General features: G+C 66.5%; 18 protein-coding genes. 10 read left to right on the forward strand and 8 right to left on the reverse strand.

What is annotated here, in order from left to right; all coding sequences use genetic code 11:
• Nucleotides 1-116: 116 nt before the first annotated feature.
• A complete protein-coding gene (gene mgtA, locus QX048_RS08475; protein ID WP_316200313.1) occupies nt 117-2,675 on the reverse strand; it encodes a magnesium-translocating P-type ATPase in 2,559 nt (852 codons plus the stop codon).
• 208 nt (nt 2,676-2,883) lie between these two features.
• Between mgtA and QX048_RS08480 the strand changes: the two genes are divergently transcribed.
• From QX048_RS08480 to QX048_RS08505, 6 genes are all read left to right on the forward strand, one after another.
• Entirely contained in the window at nt 2,884-4,152 is a 1,269-nt protein-coding gene (locus QX048_RS08480; RefSeq protein ID WP_316200371.1) for an efflux RND transporter periplasmic adaptor subunit, read from the forward strand.
• Nucleotides 4,149-5,375 carry an ABC transporter permease gene (locus QX048_RS08485; RefSeq protein ID WP_315750080.1) on the forward strand — a complete coding sequence of 409 codons (1,227 nt, stop codon included), beginning with the start codon at nt 4,149-4,151 and terminating at the stop codon, nt 5,373-5,375. The genes QX048_RS08480 and QX048_RS08485 overlap by 4 nt, the downstream gene beginning before the upstream one ends.
• The gene (locus QX048_RS08490) at nt 5,368-6,051 is read left to right on the forward strand and encodes an ABC transporter ATP-binding protein (RefSeq protein WP_315714138.1); all 684 of its coding nucleotides are present in this window, start codon (nt 5,368-5,370) and stop codon (nt 6,049-6,051) included. Before QX048_RS08485 ends, QX048_RS08490 begins: the two co-directional genes overlap by 8 nt.
• Before the next feature lie 347 nt (nt 6,052-6,398).
• Complete coding sequence (locus tag QX048_RS08495; RefSeq protein ID WP_315714139.1) at nt 6,399-7,691, forward strand: adenylosuccinate synthase; 1,293 nt, start codon at nt 6,399-6,401, stop codon at nt 7,689-7,691.
• A 36-nt stretch (nt 7,692-7,727) separates the two neighbouring features.
• Complete coding sequence (locus tag QX048_RS08500) at nt 7,728-9,365, forward strand: hypothetical protein (RefSeq protein WP_316192016.1); 1,638 nt, start codon at nt 7,728-7,730, stop codon at nt 9,363-9,365.
• 54 nt (nt 9,366-9,419) lie between these two features.
• Nucleotides 9,420-9,857, forward strand: a complete 438-nt coding sequence (locus QX048_RS08505; RefSeq protein ID WP_315714141.1) for a DUF5413 family protein — start codon at nt 9,420-9,422, stop codon at nt 9,855-9,857.
• Between the two features lie 24 nt (nt 9,858-9,881).
• Here QX048_RS08505 and QX048_RS08510 read toward each other — a convergent pair whose 3' ends face one another.
• Nucleotides 9,882-10,130, reverse strand: a complete 249-nt coding sequence (locus tag QX048_RS08510; protein ID WP_315714142.1) for a GCG_CRPN prefix-to-repeats domain-containing protein — start codon at nt 10,128-10,130, stop codon at nt 9,882-9,884.
• A 32-nt stretch (nt 10,131-10,162) separates the two neighbouring features.
• Nucleotides 10,163-10,408 carry a hypothetical protein gene (locus QX048_RS08515; protein WP_315714143.1) on the reverse strand — a complete coding sequence of 82 codons (246 nt, stop codon included), beginning with the start codon at nt 10,406-10,408 and terminating at the stop codon, nt 10,163-10,165.
• Nucleotides 10,409-10,669: 261 nt separating this feature from the next.
• Here QX048_RS08515 and QX048_RS08520 point away from each other — a divergent pair, with 261 nt between their 5' ends.
• The gene (locus QX048_RS08520) at nt 10,670-11,629 is read left to right on the forward strand and encodes an AraC family transcriptional regulator (protein WP_315714144.1); all 960 of its coding nucleotides are present in this window, start codon (nt 10,670-10,672) and stop codon (nt 11,627-11,629) included.
• A 75-nt stretch (nt 11,630-11,704) separates the two neighbouring features.
• Nucleotides 11,705-12,238 carry a DUF4112 domain-containing protein gene (locus tag QX048_RS08525; protein WP_315750086.1) on the forward strand — a complete coding sequence of 178 codons (534 nt, stop codon included), beginning with the start codon at nt 11,705-11,707 and terminating at the stop codon, nt 12,236-12,238.
• Nucleotides 12,239-12,337: 99 nt separating this feature from the next.
• Here QX048_RS08525 and QX048_RS08530 read toward each other — a convergent pair whose 3' ends face one another.
• The 3 genes from QX048_RS08530 to msrA all read right to left on the reverse strand — a co-directional run bounded on the left by QX048_RS08530 (nt 12,338) and on the right by msrA (nt 14,269).
• Nucleotides 12,338-12,622 carry a hypothetical protein gene (locus tag QX048_RS08530; protein ID WP_315714146.1) on the reverse strand — a complete coding sequence of 95 codons (285 nt, stop codon included), beginning with the start codon at nt 12,620-12,622 and terminating at the stop codon, nt 12,338-12,340.
• A gap of 397 nt (nt 12,623-13,019) precedes the next feature.
• Nucleotides 13,020-13,430, reverse strand: a complete 411-nt coding sequence (gene msrB, locus QX048_RS08535; RefSeq protein WP_315750087.1) for a peptide-methionine (R)-S-oxide reductase MsrB — start codon at nt 13,428-13,430, stop codon at nt 13,020-13,022.
• A 125-nt stretch (nt 13,431-13,555) separates the two neighbouring features.
• Nucleotides 13,556-14,269 carry a peptide-methionine (S)-S-oxide reductase MsrA gene (msrA, locus tag QX048_RS08540; protein ID WP_315827654.1) on the reverse strand — a complete coding sequence of 238 codons (714 nt, stop codon included), beginning with the start codon at nt 14,267-14,269 and terminating at the stop codon, nt 13,556-13,558.
• Nucleotides 14,270-15,315: 1,046 nt separating this feature from the next.
• On the opposite strand from msrA, the gene QX048_RS08545 reads away from it, so the two are divergent.
• Entirely contained in the window at nt 15,316-15,573 is a 258-nt protein-coding gene (locus tag QX048_RS08545; RefSeq protein WP_315714149.1) for a hypothetical protein, read from the forward strand.
• Nucleotides 15,574-15,749: 176 nt separating this feature from the next.
• A complete protein-coding gene (locus QX048_RS08550) occupies nt 15,750-16,001 on the forward strand; it encodes a hypothetical protein (protein ID WP_315827655.1) in 252 nt (83 codons plus the stop codon).
• Between the two features lie 10 nt (nt 16,002-16,011).
• Here QX048_RS08550 and ppk2 read toward each other — a convergent pair whose 3' ends face one another.
• Nucleotides 16,012-17,142, reverse strand: a complete 1,131-nt coding sequence (gene ppk2, locus QX048_RS08555) for a polyphosphate kinase 2 (protein ID WP_315827656.1) — start codon at nt 17,140-17,142, stop codon at nt 16,012-16,014.
• Nucleotides 17,143-17,288: 146 nt separating this feature from the next.
• Complete coding sequence (locus QX048_RS08560) at nt 17,289-18,398, reverse strand: ATP-dependent RecD-like DNA helicase (protein WP_315733892.1); 1,110 nt, start codon at nt 18,396-18,398, stop codon at nt 17,289-17,291.
• Between the last annotated feature and the right edge of the window lie 77 nt (nt 18,399-18,475).

Here is an 18,475-nt window from a genome sequence, read left to right on the forward strand (position 1 = left end):
CCGCGGCATCCGGCCCGGTCATCCCGGCCGCTGGTCCTCCCCGGCCTCGTCGACAGACACCAATTGCAGCGGCCTATCAAGAGGGCAGATGCATCGCGACTATGCAGCGGCGCTGGTCATGAACCGCGGTGGTGATGCCGCCGGTGAGTTCGCAAGGTCGTGGACTGTACGGCGACCGATTTGAGACCTTCGGCGCAGACCAGATAGGCGATAACGAGAGCCGCGATGGTGGCCAGCACGGCGATCGGCGGCACCACGAAGCCAAACCAGGCGCCGGCCGGGGTGAAGGGCACGACGAGCGCGACGGCGAGCGCGGTCAGTGACGACGCAGTCAGCATCGGATCGGCGCGGTTGCTCCATGGCCGTCCGTTGGTCCGGATGATGAAGATGACGAGGATCTGGGTCGCCATCGATTCGAGGAACCAGGCGGTCCGGAACTCGTCGGGCGTCGCATGGAACAAATAGAGCAGGGCGCCGAAAGTGAGAAAATCGAACAGCGACGACAGCGGGCCCATGATCGCGGCAAAGCGCAGCAGCCGCTTCATGTCCCAGCGCTGTGGCCGCGCGGTGGCCTGCGGACTCACACGATCGAACGGGATGCCGAGTTCGGAGAGATCATAGAGCAGGTTGTTGAGCAGGATCTGCGTCGGCAGCATCGGCAGGAAGGGCAGTATGATCGAAGCGAGCGCCATGGACAGCATGTTGCCGAAATTCGAGCTCGCGCCCATTCGCACGTATTTCAGGATGTTGGCGAAGGTGCGCCGCCCTTCCTCCACACCGTCGGCGACAACCTCGAGATCGGAGGCGAGCAGGATGATGTCGGCGGCGGATTGCGCCACGGCGGTGGCGCCGTCGACCGACAGGCCGATGTCGGCCACCTTCAGCGCCGGCGCGTCGTTGATGCCGTCACCCAGGAAGCCGACGACGTGGCCCGAGGCCTGCAGCGCCTTGACGATGCGCGATTTCTGATCGGGGGCGAGCCGGCCAAACGCGTCGGCCGAGCGCACCTGCACCGCGAGCGCGTCATCGCTGAGTTCGGCGATGTCGCTGCCGGACAGCACGCGATCCGCCCTCAGTCCGACCAGCCCGGCCAGTCGCTTGACCACGACCGGATCGTCGCCGGAAAGGATCTTCAGCGCGATGCCGGCGCGCGCAAGCTGTGCGATGGCCGCGGCTGCGGTCGGCTTGGGGGGATCGGCGAACGCGCACAGACCCTCGAAGATCAGTTCCTGCTCGTCATCGGTCTCGATCTCGCGCGGCGCGCCGGTCCAGGGCCGTGACGCGATTGCGACCGTGCGCAGGCCCTCGCGCGCCAGCGCGTGAACGCGCGCGCACATCTCGTTGCGGCCGCTGGCGTCGATCGGCGTAGTCGCGCTGCCCTGCCGTTGCTGCGTGCAGAGCTCGATCACCGCCTCTGGCGCGCCCTTCACGATCAGGATCTGATCTGCCCCGCGGATCGCCAGCACCGAGCCGAGCCGGCGCGAGAAGTCGAAGGTCTGCTGTCCGCCCAGGGTCCATCCTGCTGCCGCACGGTCCGCGCCGGCGATGAGCGCGGTGTCGAGCGAGCCCCGATCGCCGCCGAGCGCGGCAGCGATCGCGCCGAGCTCCGCGGCTCGCGGGTCGTCGCTGCCGTCGGGCGCGATGCTTCGGGCGAGCGTGATCTCTGCTGAGGTCAATGTTCCCGTCTTGTCGGTGCACAGCACCGACATCGCGCCGAGATCATGGATCGCCGCGAGCCGCTTCACGATCACCTTGCGGTTGGCCATGCGAAGCGCGCCGCGCGACAGGGTCACGGTGGTGATCATCGGCAGCAGCTCGGGCGTCAGTCCGACGGCCAGCGCCACCGAGAACAACAGCGAGTCGAGCACATCACGGCCGAACACGACGCGCACCGCGAGCACGATCACGACCAGCGCCAGCGTCAGCCGCGCGATGACGAGGCCGAACTCGTGCAGGTCGCGCTCGAACGGCGTGCGGGCCTGCGCTTCGGCCAGCGCCGAGGCGGCAGCGCCGAACATCGTGTTCGGCCCGGTGTTGACGACGAGCGCGACGGCCTCTCCGGTCTGAGCCACGGAGCCACGAAACAGCGCATTCGACGTGTCGTTCTCATCGCTGGGAATACCGGCCTGTTTCGTCACGGGATAGGGCTCTCCCGTCAGCGCCGCCTCGCCGGCAGTGAAGGCCTTGCTTTCGATGATCAGCGCATCGGCAGGAACGATGTCGCCCGCGCGGACGCGCAGGATGTCTCCGGGAACGACGGCGTCGACGTCGATCTCGCGATAGGCGCCGTCCCGCTTGACCTCGGCCTTCAGGGCCACGGAGCGGCGGAGCTCCTCGGCCGCCTTGACGGCATGCCCCTCCTGAACCGTATCGAGTCCGATCGACAGCGTGAGGATGAGGACGATGATGGCGCCGCCGATCACGTCGCCCGTCACCATCGAGATGATGCCGGCCACCAGCAGGATCAGCGATAGCGGCTCGAGCAGGCGGCGGAGCACGGCGCGCATCGGCCCCACGACATGCGATGGGGAGTCGGCATTCCGGCCGTAGCGTTGCAGCCGCTGCTCGGCGTCGGCTCTGCCGAGGCCGTCCAGGTCGCAGGCCAGCGCTGCGCCTGCCTGCGCAGGCGACAGGCGCCAGAACCGGTGCAGGCCGGGGGTCGTATCAGTGCTCACATGCGTCCGTTCATGTTCGTGGATGATTGGTAATGGTCATCATGCCTGATTTGCATGAACGATCGTCCGCCGGTTGACCTAGCGCAACATCCTGCTGTCGCGATCCCCTAGCTTTGTATGCAATGCGCCGCGGGCTGACGGCCGCACTCAAGGAATGGATGGCGCGTCACTGGGCATCATCCGCATTGACGAGTTTGTGTTGACGATCATGGCCGATCATGCCGCAGCTCTCCCGTCCCCTACGAAAGCCGCCGTTGGTCCGGCCGTCCTAGCGGCGGTCTGGGCGCATCGCTGGTTCGCTCTCGCCATCATCGTGCTGCTCGGCCTTGGCGGCTGGCAAAGCGTCCGGGTCATGCTTGGGCCTGCCATCGTGGTCGATCAGGTCCGGCGCGGCGACCTCGTCGAGGCGGTCGTTGCCAGCGGTCACGTCGAGACGCCGTTCCGCGTCGAGATCGGCAGCCAGATCACCGGCACCGTCGAGGAGGTGCTGGTGCTGGAAGGCCAGCACGTTACCAAGGGCCAGCCGCTGATCTCGCTGGAGTCGCGCGAGCTGAAGGCTGCGGTGGTGCAGGCACAAGGGCAGGTGGCGCAGGCCGAGGCGCGGATGCGCCAGCTCGCCGAGCTGACCTTGCCGTCGGCGAAGGAGGCGTTGCGCCAGGTGCAGGCGACCTTGCTCAATGCCCAGCAGACCTATGACCGGACGTCGCAGCTGACCGGCAACGGCTATGCCACGCGCGCGGCGCTCGACGAGGCCCAGAAGACGCTCGACGTTGCGCTGGCCCAGAAGCGTGCCGCCGAATTCCAGGTCTTCACGGCGAGCCCCGGCGGCAGCGACTATGTCATGGCCGAGACGCAGCTGAACCAGGCGCGCGCCAATCTCGACACGGCGCAGTCTCGTCTCGGCTATGCGACGATCTCGGCGCCGCGCGACGGCGTGCTGATCACGCGCAGTGTCGAGCGCGGCACCGTGGCGCAGCCCGGCAAGACGCTGCTCGTCCTGGCGCCTGCCGGCGATCTCCAGCTCGTCCTGCAGATCGACGAGCGCAATCTCGGCAAGCTGGCGCTCGGCCAGACGGCGCTCGCGTCGGCCGATGCCTACCCCGACAGGCGCTTCCCCGCTGTGGTCAGCTACATCAACCCCGGCATCGATATTTCCCGCGCGTCCGTCCAGGTCAAGCTGATCGTCAAGGACCCGCCCGACTATCTGCGCCAGGACATGACGGTGTCTGTCGACATCGAGGTCGCCTCCCGCAAGGATACGCTGGAGCTGCCGGTGCGCTCGGTTCACGATATCACCTCGGGCCAGCCCTGGGTGCTCGGGGTGAAGGACGGCCGCGCCGCCAAGCAGCCGGTGCGCGTCGGCATCCGCGGCAACAGCCATGTCGAGATCGTCGACGGCTTGAACGCCGGTGACATCGCCGTGCCCCAGAGTTCCGGCATCCTGACCGGCCAGCGCTTCCGCCCGGTGCTGCCGTGAACCGCTGGCTGCCCTTCGAGTGGATCGCGGCGGTGCGTTTCCTGCGCGAGGGCCGGCTGCAGACCTTGTTCATCATCGGCGGCATCGCGATCGGCGTCGGCGTCATCGTGTTCATGTCGGCGATGCTGGCCGGCCTCGAGGCCAATTTCATCAAGCGGGTGCTGACCTCGCAGCCGCAGATCCAACTGCTGACGCCGGATCAGGTTGCGCGTCCCCTGCGCAACGACAATGGCGTGATTGAGGATGCCATCGTGCAGCGTCCGAGCCAGCGCGTGATCTCGATCGATCAATGGCCGAAGATCCGCAATCAGATGCTGGCGATGCCGGAGATATCGGCGGTGTCGCCGACCATCTCCGGCTCCGCCCTCGCCATTCGCGGCGACGCCAGCCGCGCCGTGACGCTGTCCGGCATCGAGCCGGAGAGCTACTTCACAATCGTGCGCGTGCCGGACTACATCGTCGCCGGCGAGCCGCGGCTGACCAGCGAGGACATCATCATAGGTACCGAGCTCGCCAGGGATCTCGGCGCGATCGTCGGCGACAAGCTCAATGTTCAGGCGGCATCCGGCGCCAACCGCGTGCTGATCGTGACTGGTCTCGTCGATCTCGGCAGCAAGGGCGCCAATCAGCGCTCCGCCTATGTCGCGCTGCGCACGGCGCAGTCGCTGCTCGGCATGGTCGGCGGCGTCACCACGATCGACATCACCGTACGGGACATCTATGCCGCTGAGGACATTGCGCAGCGCATCCAGGCCGCCAATCGCGTCAAGGCCGACAGTTGGATCAAGACCAACGCGCAGTTCTTCACGGCGGTGCGCGCGCAGGCGACATCCAACACGCTGATCCGCGTCTTCGTCGCGCTCTCGGTCGCGTTCGGCATCGCGGCCGTGCTGATCGTCTCGGTGATCCAGCGCTCCAAGGAGATCGGGATCCTGCGTGCGATGGGCACCTCGCGCGGACAGATCTTGCGCGTGTTCCTGCTGCAGGGCGGGCTGCTCGGCTTCGTCGGCTCGCTGTTCGGCGCGGCAATGGGCGCGGGTGCGCTGATCTATTGGCATGCGGTGCAGCGCCAGGCCGATGGCTCGGAGTTGTTTCCGTTGATCCTCGAACGCCGATTGTTTCTCATCACGGCCCTGCTCGCGACGGTGACGGGCCTGCTCGCCGCGACCGCGCCGGCGCTGCGCGCGGCCAAGCTCGATCCGGTGGTGGCGATCCGTGGCTGAGGTCCTGCTGCGACTGGAGAAGGTCTGCAAGGCCTACAATGTCGGGCTGCCGACCGAGACCGAGGTGCTGCACGACATCGACATCGAGGTCGACCGCGGCGAGTTCGTCGCGCTGATCGGTCCGTCCGGCTCCGGCAAGAGCACTCTGCTGAACATCGTCGGTCTCTTGGACCGGCCGACCTCCGGCCGGTTGACGATCAAGGGCCAGGATACTGCGTCGCTCAGTGATACCGAGCTCACCCATCTGCGCGGCCATACCATCGGTTTCATCTTTCAGTCTCATCTCCTGATCTCTGCCTTCACGGCCAAGGAGAACGTGATGATGCCGCTGCTGGTCGATCGCGGCTTCCCGGGCCCCGAGATCGAGGCGCAGGCGTCGAAGCTGCTCGACCAGGTTGGGCTGGCGAAATTCGCCGACCATCTCGCGAGCAACATGTCGGGCGGCCAGCAGCAGCGGGTCGCGGTGGCGCGGGCGCTGGCGATGAACCCCGATCTGGTCCTGGCGGACGAGCCGACCGGCAACCTCGACACCAAGTCTGCCGAAGCGGTCTTTGGCCTGATGCGCGACGTCAATCGGGAGGTCGGCACGAGCTTCCTGCTCGTCACCCACAACCTTGATCTGGCCCGGCGCTGCGATCGCATCATCGAGGTTGTCGACGGCCGCATCCAGAGCTGAGGGCGGGCCGCTTCGATCGTAGATTCGCCGCCGTTCGGAGGCTTAATGGAACTGCCCGGGTCGATGCGCCGCCAGAAGCGCACGGCCGGGTCGCCCGATCCGCAGCCGGGGCGGCTTGAAATTTTGGGGCTTATCAAAGGCTTGGTGGCGCTCTTGTGTGCTCCGAAGGCCCGTTCTCGCTTGCCTAGCCCGGCGGCTTCCTTTATCCGGTGGGTCGCCTCGCAAGCGAGCGGTCCTGGCCGCGATTTGGGCTGGGCGCATGGTTGGCCAGGCTGGCCCCTCATCGGAAGCGATTTCGTCCGAACCGATCGTGCTGTTTTGGATCTTGGCAGAGGAAAGAGCTGCGAATGGCTAACGTCGTCGTCGTCGGCGCCCAATGGGGTGACGAGGGGAAGGGCAAGATCGTCGACTGGCTGTCGGAGCAGGCCGACATCGTCGTTCGCTTCCAGGGCGGCCACAACGCCGGTCATACGCTTGTCATCAACGGCGCGACGTACAAGCTGGCGCTGCTGCCGTCGGGCGTGCTGCGCACCGGAAAGCTGTCGGTGATCGGCAATGGCGTCGTGTTCGATCCGCAGGCCTTCCTGGACGAGGTCGGCAAGCTCCAGTCGCAGGGCGTCGCCATCAGCCCGGACAATCTGCGCGTTGCCGAGAACGTCACGCTGATCCTGCCGCTGCACCGTGAACTCGACGCGCTGCGCGAGTCTGCGAGCGCGGCGACCGCGATCGGCACCACCCGCCGCGGCATCGGCCCGGCCTATGAGGACAAGGTCGGCCGGCGCGCGATCCGGCTGATGGACCTCGCCGATCTCGATACGCTGCCGCACAAGATCGACCGCCTGCTCGCGCACCATAATGCGCTCCGCCGCGGCCTCGGCCTCGAGCCGATCGACGGCCAGCAGATCCTGCGCGAGCTGACCGCCTTCGCGCCGAAGCTGCTGCCCTATGCGGAGACGGTCTGGCGGCTGCTCGACATCAAGCGCCGCGAAGGCAAGCGCATGCTGTTCGAGGGCGCGCAGGGTGCGCTGCTCGACGTCGACCACGGCACCTATCCCTACGTGACCTCGTCCAACACGGTAGCGGCGCAGGCGGCCACGGGCGCCGGCCTCGGGCCGGGCGCGATCGGCTATGTACTCGGCCTGTGCAAGGCCTACACGACCCGGGTCGGGCAGGGGCCGTTTCCGACCGAGCAGGACAACGAGACCGGCCGCAAGATCGGCGAGCGTGGCCGCGAATTCGGAACGAATACCGGCCGGCCGCGTCGTTGCGGCTGGTTCGATGCGGTCCTGGTCCGTCAGGCGGTCCGGACCTGCGGCATTAACGGTCTTGCGCTGACCAAGCTGGACATTCTCGATGGTTTCGACACCATCGATGTCTGCACCGGCTACAGGCTGGACGGCAAGGAGATCGATCATTTCCCGGCAGGTGAGGGCGCGCAGTCCAGGGTCGAACCGATCTACGAGACGATCGAAGGCTGGAAACAGCCGACGGCGAACGCGCGCTCCTGGGCCGATCTGCCGGCACAGGCCATCAAATACGTCCGGCGCATCGAGGAACTGGTGGGTTGCCCGATCGCGCTGCTTTCCACCAGCCCCGAACGCGAGGATACTATTCTGGTCCAGAATCCCTTCGAGGCGTGACGGGACCCGACAGCTGAGCGCGCGAATTGAGTTGATATGGCCGACTACTACCCGCTGATAGCCCGTGCCATTGCCGGATTGGACCCCAACGCTCCCGGGGAAAGCCGGCGTGCGCTTTACGAGCGGGCCCGGGCGGCGTTGATCGCACAGTTGCGCAGCGTCCAGCCGCCGCTCAGCGAGTCCGAGATCACGCGCGAGCGGCTGTCGCTCGAGGAGGCCGTTCGCAAGGTCGAGGCGGAAGCAGCCCAGCGTGCCCGCGAGGCGCAGCGGGCGTCCAGTGGCGCTGCCCGCCCGGGTGATGCGCTCCGGCGGGCCGGTGCGCGCAATTCGGATGCTCCGGCAAGCCCCTCGACTCAGCCCACTCCGACTCCAGACCAGGCCGCCACTGCCCCCCCCCGGCCACGACCGGCGGCCCCGGCCGAGCGGCCGCCGCTCGGCGCCGAGACGGCCGAGCTGCGTCCGGCGCGCAATCCGCGACCGGAAGCGCCGCCGGCTGCCGCTGGCGCACCAGCTGTGCCATCGCGGCCCCAGCCGCCTCAAATGCCTCCACAGGATGGGGCGGCGCCTCCCGTGCGCGAACGTCCGGCCGCCGCCCGCCGCGGTGCCCAGGACAACGGCAATCCGGCAACGCCGCCCGCCATGCGCGGCTTCCGCGACATCACCGCTGATGTCGACGATCTCGGCAAGGCCACCGCCCAGGCCAACCGCGCGGCGCGCAAGACCTACGCCAACGTTCCGGCCACCGATCTCGATCGGCTCGAGGGCGACGACGATGACCGGCCGCCGTTGCCCGAGGCGCCGTACTCCTATGACGAGTCGGTCCAAGAGGCCGAGCGCTACGCGCTGCCGGCCACCTCGACCCGCCAGCGTGGCGCCGCTCCGGATCGCGAGGGCAAGAAGAAGCCGGAGCGCAGCGGCTCGACCTTTCCGTTCAAGGCCGCCATCGCCGCCGGGATCGTGCTGATCCTGATCGGCGCCGGAATTCTGTGGGGCCGGCCGCTGGTCGGGGTGGTCAATGGCCTGTTCAAATCGTCCTCGACGGTCGAGGCGCCCAAGGACACCGGCGCGCCGCTGAGCAAGCCGAAGATCACCGACCGCGTCGGTCAGTCGCCGTCCTCGGACCAGATCGCGCCGGTCGCACAGCGCGTCGTGCTGTATGACGAGGATCCCGCCGATCCGAAGGGCAAGCAGTACATCGGCTCGGTGGTCTGGCGTACCGAGCAGATCAAGGCGACGGGCACGCAGAAGGCCGATATCGCGGTGCGCGCCGACATCGAGATTCCCGATCGCAAGTTCAAGATGACGATGTCGTTCCGCCGCAACACCGACACGTCGCTGCCGGCGAGCCACACCGCCGAGCTCACCTTCATCCTGCCGCAGGACTTCTCGGGCGGCGGCGTCGGCAACGTGCCTGGCATCCTGATGAAGTCCAACGAACAGTCGCGCGGAACGCCGCTGGCGGGCCTTGCGGTGAAGGTCACCGACGGCTTCTTCCTGGTCGGCCTGTCCAATGTCGACGCCGACCGGACCCGCAACGTGCAGCTCCTGAAGGAGCGCTCCTGGTTCGACGTTCCCTTGGTCTACACCAATCAGCGCCGGGCCATCATCGCGATCGAGAAGGGCGCGCCGGGCGAGCGCGCGTTCAACGACGCCTTCGCGCTGTGGGGTGACTGAGCAGGCCGCACGCGCCTCGCGCGTTCGGCGAATCGCCGAGGCAGGAGATTGGGCATGAAGCGATATCTCATCTTCGTTGCCGTAGGCCCGGCGCTGGGCGGCTTCGCGCTGCTCCTGGTCACGACCTACATGTCCGGTTATTGGACCAACACCAATCCGGGCGAAGTGGCCAAGCTGTTCAAGGTCTTCGTCACCTCGCTGCAATACAGCTACCTGTTCGGCTTCTTGCCGGCGCTGATGATGTGCGCGATCGACGACATCCTGTTCCACGTCAGGCGCATCGGGCCGACGTTGCGGATGCTGCTGGTGGGCGGCATCGCCTTCCTGCTCGCGGCCTTCAACTACGCCTCGCATGGCTCCGAATACGGCATCGTGCAGTGGATCCTGTACGGGCTGGTCGGCTTCATCCCGGCGACGGTGTCATCGTGGCTGGTGCACAGATTCGTTGAGGAGCCGCAGCCGGCGGTCGTTACTGAGCCGCCGACTGCGTAAGCCGATCGCACGAGCCGATCAGCCCTACCTGCCGTTGCCGCGGCAGCGGCCGCCGGGGCCGATGTGAAAGCCGCGCGGGCAGGCGTGCGCCGCCGGATTGGCGTAGTTGCGCAGGCATCCGCCATAGGGACCGCGGTGCCAGCCCGGGCCGCAGCCGCCGGCGACCTGGATCACCTCAGGCTTGGATCCGGCGTCGATCGGAGCCAGCGGCATCGCAGATGCGCCGACGGTGAGAACTCCCAACAGGAGCGCGCTGGTGAGGATGGTTCGCATCGATGGTCTCCCTGGTGTGATTTGCGAAAGGGTCAGCCGCCGGCAGCGAAGGCGATGCCGGCACGCACCTCGGTGATGGCCTGATCGATCAGCCCCAGCGCGCGCTCGCGATGGCCGCCCTTGTTCGGTGTCGCCTGAGCCAGCTCGGCCCGCGCCGATTGCAGCATGGTGATAGTCGCGGTCATGTGCGGCTGCGCGCCGAGCGCGTAGCCGATCCCGATGCAACCCGCGAGGGCGGCGCCGAGGCAGAGCTTGCGGGCCGCGGAAGACATGGTCATTTCAATCTCTCCTCGTACTCATGGCTGTTCGACTTGAAGGGTGCAGGCCGCAACGCATGTCCGCGTGCGTCCATCGGCATCGCTAGTTGAACCCGTTGCCGCTGTCTTGGACTCATCGGCATGAACGGTCGCGCGACTTGGACTGATCGGCGCTCCCGATCCCGTCTCGATGAGCTCTGCCGACTTCAGCGGCCGTTCATCCCGCCGCTGCCACATTGATCGCGTTGCTTCGGAAATTCCTTTGCCTCGGGTCCGATTTCGATGACCATCGTCAGGAAAATGCTGTCGACCGACATGCTGCCGAAAGGGCTCGACGACAGGCAGCGCTTCTTGTGCTTTGCGGAATTGTTCGAGCACTTCTCCAACACGGGTGAGCTCGATCCGGCCGAGGACGTGCCGTTTCGCGCCGCAATGAACGCGATCCACATCGGGACCACCCTGCTCGGGCGCTGCGACGGCACCTTCACCCGTGTCAGGCGCGAACGGCGCCAAGTGCTCGCGACCAATGACGACCGCTATTGCCTGGCGCGCAACGCCGGCAGCCGCGAGGCGATGGTCGTCCATCGCGGACGCGAGTTCGTTCTGCGCCCCGGCGCAATGGTGCTGCTCAAGCTCGATGAGCCTTTCTTCAGCGCCGACGGCGCCAGCCACAAGCGCTTCGTCAACGTGCATCTGCCGATGATGACGCTGCGCTCGATGGTCTCCGGTGTCGATGATCTGGTCGGACGCGAATTGGCGCCGGGCGGCGCGCTGTCGCTGGCGATGGATTACAGCGAGCTGCTGCTCGCCCATCCCGCCGCGGCCGACGAGGCCGGCCCGGCGATCGCGCAGCATCTGCTCGATCTGGTGGCGCTCGGGCTCGGTGTGCGCGGCGACGCGATGCGCAAGGCCGGCCGCGGCGGCCTGCGCAGCGTTCGCCTGGCGGGGCTGCTGACCATTCTGAACAGCCGCTTCACCGAGCCGGATTTTTCGGCGCAGAAGCTCGCCGTCGCGGCCGGGCTGTCCGAGCGCTACGTCAATGACCTGCTGCATGAGGCCGGCGCCGGCTTCTCGGCCCGGCTGAACGAGCTGCGCCTGCGCAAGGCCATGGACCTGCTGGCCGGCGGCGGACGCCGCATCAGCGACATCGCGTTTGCCTGCGGCTTCAACGACCTGTCCTATTTCAACCGCTGCTTCCGGCGCCGCTTCGGGCTGACGCCGACCGGCGCCCGGGGCCGCTAGGCGAGACAAGGCGACGGTTCGACGCAACTTGTGCCGAGCCCCGCGCGTTGCCATCTCATGGGTATGCAAGACCACATGGCTCCCTCGCCCCGCCGCGGACGCGCCTCGCAGGCGCACTTCGACGCCAATGAGGCGCGCGGACCGATCATCGACCAGGACGGACGTGAGATCCCGCAGGGCTCCTTCCGGTCCTCGTTCAACGGCGCCTTCGTCGGTCCGGACGGTGTGCGCTTCGATTTCAACACCGCCAATCCCTTCGGCAATCTGACCCGTGAGCAGCGCATCGCGCGGCTGGAGGCCGTGGCGAAGCTGCTCGACGTCGCCTTCGTCCTGCCCGGCACCAACATCCGTTATGGCATCGACGGCATCATCGGCCTGATCCCGGTGGTCGGCGACCTCATCGCGACCGCGCTGTCGCTGTGGCTGGTGCGCGAGGCCCGTGCGCTGGGCGCGCCCTGGCACGTCATTACGCGGATGCTGGGCAATGTCGCGGTCGAGGGGGTGATCGGCATGGTCCCCGTCGCGGGCGACGCCTTCGACGTGCTGTTCCGCGCCAACATGCGCAACGCCAAGATCCTGCGGCGGTGGCTGGATACCCAGTCGCGTTGAGGCGCTGCGAGACCGGGCCAAAACCTCGCAAACCGACCCCCATAAAAAAACTGCCCCGCGCGAGGCGGGGCAGGGTGTTGAAGACTGGTCTGGCAGCCGTCAGGCCGCATCGGCGTCCTGCGCCTTGTCGACCCCCCGGCGCGGCAACGGAAACGCCTCGCTCTCATACAAGGTGCGGATGCCGTTCTGGTCGAAGCGGGCTTCCTCGACCTGCAGGTAGGCGCCATTCAGCGAATCCGCAGGCAACTCCTCCATGGCGAAGCGCACGGCTTCAGCCGCGGTGCCGAACCGCCGGTAGGCGAAGCCCGCCCGCTTCTTCTTGCGGATGGCGGCGGGAAACAGTTCGGCAGAGGTGTTGAAGTTGAACGGACGCAGTGGACGCATGGTCTGAGACCTCTTCTTGTCGGCTGGAAGCGCTGACGCGAGCTTTCAAAACATTCAGCTTGGCAATGACGCCAGCGATTGCGGGGGTGGAGGGCGGGATTTGCCGCTCCAGGCGGCCCGGCCCTGCATAGTCAGTTACGGTCTCTAATATAGGCCGATTTGGCAGAAATGCGAATCCTGCACGCTCACATCGTAAATCCGGCCTGGTTCGGGGCCTACTGAAATATCCTATTTTTTCAATGGTTTAATCGATCCACAACTTGTGAATGCAGGAGAGCCCGATCTGCACGGCTAAAATCTCGCCCCTGGTGGCCGGTTTTGGTCCCCGGCGCCGCGCCGGCCGCCAGCCCAGCGGCCCCGATTACCGTCCGTGACGGAACCGAGGCCGATGGAGACGTCAGCGCGGCTTCAGCTTCAGGGCCGCCGAGTTGATGCAATAGCGCAGGCCGGTCGGCCCCGGGCCGTCGGGAAAGACATGGCCGAGATGGCCGGAGCATTTCGAGCACAGCACCTCGGTGCGGACCATGCCGTGGGTATGGTCGGTCTCCTCGTCGATGTGGCTCTCCGTCGCCGGCTGGGTGAAGCTCGGCCAGCCGCAGCCGGAGTCGAATTTGGCGTCGGACTCGAACAGGGTCTGGCCGCAGCCGGCGCACACGTAGGTCCCGGCGCGATGCTCATGCTCGTATTCGCCCGAGAACGGGCGCTCGGTCGCCTTCTCGCGCAGCACGGCGTACTGCATCGGCGTCAGCTCCTCGCGCCATTCCGCCTCGCTCTTGATGACCTTGTCGCTCGTCTTGGTGTCGCTCATCCTGTTGTCCTCCGGGCGGACCGAACTGGTCCGCTCCCTGTCATTGCGCTGATCGGCCTCGGTCGCGGCCGCAGGTCGTCGCCTCAGTTCGTTACCCAGTTAGTTCGTCGCCTCAGTTCGTTGCCTTAGTTCATTGCCTTGGCCTCGCCGACCAGCGTCGGCTTCTCGACATAGTTCTCCGCGAAGATCTTCTTCAGATTCTCGATCTTCGGCAGGTCGTTATAGGCAATATAGGGCTGGCTCGGGTGCAGCGTCAGGTAGTCCTGATGATAGGCCTCGGCCGGATAGAACGCGTCGAGCTTGCCGATCTTGGTGACGATCGGCTTGCCGAACACCTTGGCCTTGTCGAGCTGGGCGACATAGGCCTCCGCGACCTTCCTCTGCGCCTCCGAGGTGGTGAAGATCGCCGAGCGATATTGCGGTCCCGAGTCCGGGCCCTGTCGGTTCAACTGGGTCGGATCGTGCACGACCGAAAAGAAGATCTGCAGAATCTTGCCATAGGAGATCTTCTTCGGGTCGTACTTGATCTGGACCGATTCCGCGTGGCCCGTCGTGCCGCTCGAGACCGTGCGGTAATCGGCCGTGGCCTTGGTGCCGCCGGCATAGCCGGACACCGCGCTGACCACGCCGGCCGTGTGCTGGTAGACGCCCTGGACGCCCCAGAAGCAGCCGCCGGCGACGACAGCGGTTTCCAGCGCGTCGGAGGCCGGCTGGTCCTGGGCCGGCGGCGGGATCACAACGGCCTGCTCGGCGGCGTGCAGCGGCTGCCAGGCCAGGATGCCGGCCGCCATCGCACCGAGCACGGCTGTCTTGACGAAAAGGGAGCGGGTGAGGCGCATCTTCGGATCCTCGTGAGGGGGGCTTGTCTCGTCTCGCCGGCCGGAAACACTGGCCCGGTCCGGCCTCTGCTGCAAGATACGTCGGTGCCCGGCCGGCGTTACGGGGGACGTGACACGACTGCGTGAACAGGCGGGTGGCGCGAGGCGTGCGCTATCGCCCAATGGGTGCCGGGACGGCGCTGGGAGTTGTGGCGAGAGCGTTCCAGGCATGGTGATCTGTTCTCGCGGCCCGAATTGCCCGAGGGATGCCGGTTCATTGGCCCTCCGAAAGCGGAGGGCGCAGGGAAGGCCGGACCTCGACTGAGGCCCGTGGCCCGCCTGCGGAAAAAATGCAGGCGGCAGGTACCACAGGTTCAGCCGGACAGATCCGGCCCTCCCTGCGCGATGGTTTTAACGCTTATACGTGCTCTCCCCGGGGACCGGCTGTCTTGCCCCCGTCGCCGGCGGATCATCACCGCCAGCTTGGCCTCAGCGTCGGGAGGCCAGGACCACACGCTTTCGCCGTCCGCGCCATGCCGTTCGTCCGCAGGCGCTTCGCCCGCTGCAACATGCCGCATCCATCGCATTTCGCTGCCAACGTCCGTGACGATCGCGATACGTCCCCTGCCGTGCAACGAAACGCAGGCATCATAAGCCTGATTTGGGCACGGCGCGAAATGATTTATGTTTTTCAGAAGACCTTGACAGCTTTTGTCGTCGCCGGCCGATTTGCCCGACGGGCCGAACGGCGCTGCCGCATGCGAGGAAGGTGCAGTGATTCATGCATGGGCGGGCAGCTACGAGATTCACCATAGTCGATATCGTCGACGGCGCGACGCGCGACGTCCAACCCGCCAGGTCACGATCCCATCACGCTTCGCCGATCCTCGAACCATGATGTCATTCCATTGTCGCGGTCGTGATGCCGGCGCGGCGGGACGCCGCGAATATTTCCTCCATCCGATGGTCAATACAGAGGCGGTCGCGCCTCGACCGGCAGGGCCCTGACCAGGGCATCGATCAATCGAGTGCGCGCTCTCCGCCCCTTGAGAACCTGGAGAACAATCATGACAATGTGGAAATCGAAGGCGGCAGCCGTGCTGCTGTCGATGGCGACTGCCGCGCCTGCATCGGCGCAGGGTTGGTTCTACGGCGAGCAGGAGCCGGGGGCGTTTCAGGCGATGTATCCCGATCGCGACGTGCTCAACGGCGGCGCACTGACGCCGGCGGGACGAATGGGCCTGGTGCGCGCCTCCGGCGCGGTGCTCGTGTTTCCGCCGCCGGCTCATCTCCGCCCGTATGATCGGCGGCCGCAGCGGCGATGACGCGTCGCCTGGAAGGCGCCCTATGATCTGCTGCCCGGACAGCGGCTGCCGTGCTACGTCTGAGCGATGGCGCGATCACGAACGGCCGTCGGCTCGCGCGGTCGTGATTGGGATGCCGCTTTCGCCTGCCTACATCATCGCCTGCGTGAACTGGTGCGCAACAGGGAAGACCAATCATGATCGCATTCAGGAGCCTGGCGGCAGCTCTGCTGATGTCGACGCTGGCGGCCACCGCGGCATCGGCCCAATTCTCCGAGCCGGCGGCCTATGCGGCCATGCATCCCGAACGCGACGTGCTCAATGGCGGCGCGCTGACGCCGGCGGCGCAGGCGGAACTGGCCCGCCGTGGCATGTCCGCCTTTCCGAATGCAAATGCAGCGATGCCGCCGGCCGATCGCGTGGGGCCACATCGGCGTCATCGGCGCTGAGCGCGTCGCCTTAGTTGGCGTGCTCCTCGCGCTCGTGGATGACGCTGGCGCGGCCGACAATGAGATCGTCGACCTGGCCGATGCGTGAGACGTCCTTCCCGGCATAGGGCAGCGAATGCAGCACGCAGCGCATCGCGTTCAGCCGCGCCCGCTTCTTGTCGTCGGACTTGATCACGGTCCACGGGCAGTCGGCGGTGTCGGTGGAGAAGAACATCGCCTCCTTGGCGCGGGTGTAGTCGTCCCATTTGTCGAGCGAGGCGGTGTCGATCGGTGACAGCTTCCACTGCTTCAGCGGATGCGCCTCGCGCTCCTTGAAGCGGCGGCGCTGCTCCTCGCGGCTGACCGAGAACCAGAACTTGATCAGGTGCATGCCGCTGCGCACGAGGTTGCGCTCGAACTCCGGCACCTGGCGCAGGAACTCGTCATATTCGGCCTGCGAGCAGAATCCCATCACGCGCTCGACGCCGGCGCGGTTGTACCAGGAGCGGTCGAACAGCACGATCTCGCCGGCGGTCGGCAGGTGCTCGACATAGCGCTGGAAGTACCATTGGCCGCGCTCGACGTCGCTCGGCTTGTCCAGCGCCACGACGCGGGCGCCGCGCGGATTGAGATGCTCCATGAAGCGCTTGATGGTGCCGCCCTTGCCGGCGGCATCGCGGCCCTCGAACAGCAGCACCAGGCGTTGCCGCGCATCCTTCATCCAGTTCTGCAGCTTCAGCAGTTCGGTCTGCAGGATGAATTTCTGCTCCTCGTAGTCCTTGCGATACATCCGGTATTTGTAGGGGTAGCCGCCCTGGCGCCAATTGTCGGCGAGCTCGTCGGAGGTGTGGCGCCTGTCGCGCTTGGTTTGTTTGCCTTCGATCAGCGCCTTCATCAGCTTGGCATCGTCGGGTGCTGCGCCGTCCAGCATGGCCCTGATCGGTGCGCTGTCGGCGTCGAGCGCCGGCGGTCCGTTCAGTACGGTCTCGAACGCCGACAGCCCGGTGATCTGCGCAGCCTGCATCTGTTCGTCGACCAGCGACTGGGCGATCGGATCGAGCCCCGCAGCCGATTGCCGGCGCGGGGCGTGCACGGTGGCGGCTGCGCGCTTCATGCGTTGGCCATTGGAGGCCTTGGCTTTCGTGGTCTTGGACTTTGCCATGCGATTCCGCTGCCTGCTGTTGGTTTAACAGAGATGTGAATCGATTTTTATCCGCCAAGGACCCTGCGTCAGGTTGACGTGGATCAACCGGCCGCAGGTGGGTACCAGCGAGGCGAGCGAAATCGTCTCGCGCGGTAAAGCCGGCGTTACACCACGATCGACAGCCGCTTCGCGGCCCGTGTGATTCCGGTGTAGAGCCAGCGGGCGCGGCTCTCCTGGAAGGCAAAGCTCTCGTCGAACAGCACGACGTCGTCCCATTGCGAGCCCTGCGACTTGTGCACGGTCAGCACGTAGCCGTAGTCGAACTCGTCGTAAGGCTTGCGCTGCTCCCACGGGATGTCCTCGATGCCGCCGCCGAAGCATTCGCCGCGCACCGAGACTTTCGTCACCTTGCGTCCGAGATCCTCGTCGGGCGCGACCCGCATCGTCACGATCTTGGATTTCGAGGTCGCGCGCGACTTCACCCGCCATAGCCCGCCATTGAACAGGCCCTTCTTGCGGTTGTTGCGCAGGCAGACCAGCTTGTCGCCGGCGACGGGGAGGGCGTCCTCGATGTCGAGGCGCTGTCGAAAGCGGTTGTTGTAGGCGCGGCGGGTGGCGTTGCGGCCGACCAGCACCTGGTCGGCCTCCATCACGCGCGACGGATCGAGCTCGCGGCGCTCCACCACCTCGCTCTCGCCGTAGCGGCCGATGTCGAGCGTGTTGCCTTCGCGCACGTCCATCGACATCCGCACGATCGGATCGTCCTTGGCCTGGCGATGCACCTCGGTGAGCATCACGTCGGGCTCGCTCTCGGTGAAGAAGCCGCCGCCCTTGACCGGCGGCAGCTGCGCGGGATCGCCGAGCACCAGCAACGGGCAGTCGAAGGACAGGAGATCACGGCCGAGATCGGCGTCGACCATCGAGCATTCGTCGATGATGATCAGCTTGGCCTTGGACGCCGGCGCGTCGTCCCACAATTCGAAGTTCGGCTGCTCCTCGCCGCTCTCCTGCGCGCGATAGATCAGCGAGTGGATGGTGGAGGCATTGTCGCAGCCCTTGCTGCGCATCACCAGCGCCGCCTTGCCGGTGAAGGCCGCGAACTTGACCTCGCCGTCGACGTCTTCGGCGATGTGGCGGGCCAGCGTGGTCTTGCCGGTTCCGGCATAGCCGAACAGCCGGAACACCTGCGGCGTGCCGTTCTTGCCCGGCTTGGCTTTCAGCCAGTCGCCGACGGCCTTGAGGGCGGAATCCTGATGCGGGGAGAAGGTGGTCATGGCTCAACGAAATGGAGCCGCGCGGCGACTCGGGGACATTCCGTGAACCTAAGCGCTGACGGGGAGAGATCAAGCGC

Origin of the sequence: Bradyrhizobium sp. SZCCHNS30572, assembly GCF_032484415.1 — a bacterium.
Classification (GTDB): domain Bacteria; phylum Pseudomonadota; class Alphaproteobacteria; order Rhizobiales; family Xanthobacteraceae; genus Bradyrhizobium.